General features: G+C 71.2%; 3 protein-coding genes. 2 read left to right on the top strand and 1 reads right to left on the bottom strand.

The genetic code is table 11. From position 1 onward, the window contains the following. Window positions 1–762 precede the first annotated feature (762 nt). The gene (locus ACIBB8_RS37600; protein ID WP_398959882.1) at window positions 763–1,482 is read left to right on the top strand and encodes a tetratricopeptide repeat protein; all 720 of its coding nucleotides are present in this window, start codon (window positions 763–765) and stop codon (window positions 1,480–1,482) included. Window positions 1,483–1,552: 70 nt separating this feature from the next. Here ACIBB8_RS37600 and ACIBB8_RS37595 read toward each other — a convergent pair whose 3' ends face one another. Continuing rightward, window positions 1,553–2,830, bottom strand: coding sequence for a DUF1015 domain-containing protein (locus ACIBB8_RS37595; RefSeq protein WP_398959880.1), 1,278 nt, complete (start codon window positions 2,828–2,830; stop codon window positions 1,553–1,555). 72 nt (window positions 2,831–2,902) lie between these two features. Between ACIBB8_RS37595 and ACIBB8_RS37590 the strand changes: the two genes are divergently transcribed. Continuing rightward, entirely contained in the window at window positions 2,903–3,931 is a 1,029-nt protein-coding gene (locus tag ACIBB8_RS37590) for an HAD hydrolase-like protein (RefSeq protein WP_398959878.1), read from the top strand. Window positions 3,932–4,022: the final 91 nt, after the last annotated feature.

Genomic DNA, 4,022 nt, shown 5'->3' with positions numbered 1-4,022 from the left:
CCGCGTCGTGATGACGAGCGTGGTGGGCGTCCCGGTGGCTTCGAGCGCCGTGAGGACCGGCCGCGTGGGCCCCGTCGCGACGACGACAGCCGTGGCGGCGGCTTCCGCCGTGACGACAGCCGCGGCGGTGGCTCCGGTGGTGGGTTCCGTCGTGATGACAGTCGGCCCACGAGCGGCGGCGACCGGGGCGGCTTCCGTCGCGACGACCGTGCCGGCGGCCCGCGTCGGGACAACGACCGGGGCGGGTTCCGTCGTGATGACAGCCGTGGTGGTGGGTCCGGCGGTGGCTTCCGCCGTGACGACAGCCGTGGTGGCGGTTCCGGTGGTGGGTTCCGTCGTGATGACAGTCGGCCCACGAGCGGTGGTGACCGGGGCGGCTTCCGTCGCGACGACCGTGCCGGTGGCTTCCGCCGTGACGACAGCCGTGGCGGCGCCGGCAGGTTCCCCCGCGACGATCGTGCGCCGCGTCGTGATGACGAGCGTGGTGGGCGTCCCGGTGGCTTCGAGCGCCGTGAGGACCGGCCGCGTGGGCCCCGTCGCGACGACGACAGCCGTGGCGGCGGCTTCCGCCGTGACGACAGCCGCGGTGGCGGTGGATACCGCGGGCAGCGGGACGACCGCGAGCGTGGTGGCTACCGGGGGCGCGACGACCGTGGTGGCTACGACCGCCGGGACGACCGGGATCGTGAGCCGGTCAAGCGGCTTCCCATTCCTGACGACGTCACCGGTGACGAGATCGACAAGGATGTGCGGCAGGAGCTGATGAGCCTGCCGAAGACCCTGGCCGAGGATGTTGCCCGCAACCTCGTCATGGTTGCCCGGCTCATCGACGAGGACCCCGAGCAGGCTTACGCGTACTCGCGTATCGCGCTGCGGCTGGCCTCGCGGGTGGCTGCTGTGCGGGAGGCGGCCGGCTTCGCCGCGTACGCGACGCAGAAGTACTCGGAGGCGCTGGCCGAGTTCCGGGCGGCGAAGCGGATGACCGGTTCCGTGGAGCTGTGGCCCGTTATGGCCGATTGCGAGCGTGGACTCGGGCGGCCCGAGCGAGCGATGGCCATGGCCGGCGAGCCCGAGGTGCAGAAGCTGGACAAGGCTGGGCAGGTCGAGATGCGCCTGGTGGCCGCCGGGGCGCGCAGGGACATGGGGCAGATCGACGCCGCCATTGTTACCCTGCAGAGCTCCGAGCTCGCCTCGAGCGCCGTGCACCCGTGGACGCCGCGACTGCGCTATGCGTACGCCGATGCGCTGCTTGCCGCGGGGCGCGAGGACGAGGCGCGTGAATGGTTCGCGAAGGCCCTGGAGGCCGACAAGGACGGTGCCACCGACGCGTCGGACCGGCTCGCCGAGCTGGATGGTGTCGAGTTCGTCGACGCTCTCGGTGAGAGTGACGACGACGAGACGGTCGAGGCCGACGCCGGCCCCGACGCTGATGTCGACGGCGATGTCGACGATGCGGATGAGGACGGGTCGACGAAGGCGTAAGACATGAGAGAGGGCGGCATCCCGGAAGGGATGCCGCCCTCTTTTCTGTGTCCGGCGTTCGTGCTCGCGGTCAGCCGAGGGCGAGGCTGCGCAGGACCAGGCCCGTGGCCGGCTTGGGGCCGAACGAGGTCGACTTGCGGGGCATGGTAACTCCCTGTCGGGCCAGGTCCCGGACGACTTCTTCGCGTACCGGATGCATCAGGACCGCGGTGGTGTGGCGGCGCTCGGCCTGTTCCACGGCTGCCTCGGTGTCGTGTATGTACGCGATGCGTTCCGGGCTGTCGGGGATCTGCCACACATGATCGAGAAGCGTCGTGTGCAGGACCGTCGCATCGAGAGTGCGCCAGGCGAGTGGGCGGTCGGCAGGGATCGTGCGGGCCAGCAGTGCCTCGTCCGGGCGGTCGACGAGATGGAAGCGGCCGTCGCCCGCCAGCAGGAAGGCGTTGCCTTCGGTGGCCGCCTCGGCGAGGGCGTCGAGAGCAACGGGGAGTGGTTCCTCGATGTCGCGGACTCGGAAGGCGCCGTTCAACGCGGCAAGGGCGTCGGCGACGGGGAAGCGATGCAGCAACCGGTGGATGGCGCGTACCCGGAGCGGGTAACGGGCCGTGTCGACGAGGAGGACCAGGCCGAAGTCCCAGGGGCCCGGGCCGGTGTGTTCCTGCTGCAGCCGGAGGTAGGTGGCCCAGCGGTGGTGGCCGTCGGCGATGAGCGCCTGGCGGCGAGTGAGGTCGGTCTCGATCTCGGACCGGTCGGCCGGGTCGGTGACCGCCCAGAGCCGGTGCCGGTAGCCGTCCTCGGTGGTCGTCGCGAGCAGCGGCGACCGGTGGATGGTGCGCTCGATCACAGCGGTCGCGCCGGTCTCGTCGCCCTCGCTGCGGTAGGTGAGCAGGAGCGGTTCCAGGTGGGCGGCTGTGGTGCGCATCAGGTTGGCGCGATCCTCGACGACGTGGGCCATGACGTCTTCGTGCGGCAGGACGATGCCGTCGGCGGGGGAGGAGAGCGCCAGTGCTCCCACGATGCCGCGTTGCAGAATCTCGCCGCTGCGCTGCTCGTAGACGTAGAGCGCGGGCTCGCTCTCGGGGGCCAGTATGCCTTCGTCGAGCCAGCGGTTCAGAGTCTCGGCGGCCTGCTCCTGGCGGGCGGCGGGCGTGTCGGCCTGCGGCAGGATCAATCGGACGATGTTGTGCGGGTCCGCCGATTCCAGGTGGTGCAGCCCGTCGGGGCGCACGACGACGTCATAGGGCGGTGAGGTCACCGCGGCGAGACTGCCGACCCGCTCGGGGACGTAGCGCAGCCCGCGGAACGGGATCAGGTGCAGCCCCTGGCCGGTGGGACCTGGTGTCTTCATTTCTGCATCGTATGTGGGTTGTGGCGATGCGCGATGATCGAGGGAGAAGCATGCAATGAGGAGCGCGAAGATATGAGTCAGGCGAGCAGGACCCGGCCGAGCGGGGTCAGCACTGCGCTGAGCGAGGCGTATGACACGGCTCTGCTGGATCTTGACGGGGTGGTGTACGCGGGCGGTCACGCGATCGTGCATGCCGTCGATTCGCTGGGCGCCGCGCGGGACGGGGGGATGCATCTCGCGTACGTGACCAACAATGCGCTGCGTACGCCGGCTGCCGTGGCGGACCATTTGACCGAGCTCGGGGTGCCGGCCGAGCCCGCCGACGTGATCACCTCGGCGCAGGCGGTGGCGCGGCTGATGGCCGATCAACTGGCGGCCGGGGCCCGGGTGCTCGTGGTCGGGGGCGAGGGGCTGAAGGTCGCGCTGGTGGAGCGCGGGCTGGTGCCGGTGGAGTCGGCGGACGACGAGCCGGTGGCAGTGGCGCAGGGGTACGGCGGTCCCGACATGGCGTGGGGACGGTTCGCGGAGGCTGCGTACGCGATCAACCGTGGGGTGCCGTGGTTCGCGTCCAACATCGATCTGACGATTCCGAGCGCCCGGGGGATCGCGCCGGGCAATGGTGCGGCGGTCGAGGTCGTACGGATCGCCACCGGTGCCGAGCCGCAGGTCGCCGGGAAGCCGCTGCCGCCGATGCACCGTGAGACCGTGCTGCGGACCGGGGCGGTGCGGCCACTGGTGGTCGGGGACCGGCTGGACACGGACATCGAGGGTGCGTTCAACGGTGGAGTGGACTCACTGCTGGTGCTCACCGGAGTGACGGACGCGGCGCAGCTGGTGGCGGCCGAGCCGAGGCACCGGCCCACGTATGTGGATGCGGATCTGCGGGGACTGCTCACCGGGCAGCCCGAGGTGACGGAGAACGGCGGTGGGTTCGGCTGCGGTGGCTGGACGGCCGCGGTGCGCGGTGACGAGCTGGCGCTGGAGGGCGACGGGGACGTGCTCGACGGGTTGCGGGCGCTGTGCGGGGCCGCCTGGTCGTACGCCGGTGAGGGGGCGTGCCGGCTTGATGCGGGGAAGGCGGTGGCCAGGCTCGGGCTCTAGGGCGTGTTTCGAAAGTAGCGTCGTCCGCCCGTAGGGCGGGCCTGGCGGCGTCTGGTGCGTGCGATCGCAAGGCGGAGGGTCACCCCGATAC

Source organism: Streptomyces sp. NPDC051286 (assembly GCF_044455345.1).
Taxonomy (GTDB): domain Bacteria; phylum Actinomycetota; class Actinomycetes; order Streptomycetales; family Streptomycetaceae; genus Streptomyces.
This window is presented reverse-complemented; position numbering and strand designations above follow the sequence as displayed.

Excerpts from the sequence above, each read along its gene's own strand:
- ACIBB8_RS37600 (WP_398959882.1), top strand. The coding sequence starts at position 763 with ATGAGCCTGCCGAAGACCCTGGCCGAGGATGTTGCCCGCAACCTCGTC.
- ACIBB8_RS37595 (WP_398959880.1), bottom strand. The coding sequence starts at position 2,830 with ATGAAGACACCAGGTCCCACCGGCCAGGGGCTGCACCTGATCCCGTTC.
- ACIBB8_RS37590 (WP_398959878.1), top strand. The coding sequence starts at position 2,903 with ATGAGTCAGGCGAGCAGGACCCGGCCGAGCGGGGTCAGCACTGCGCTG.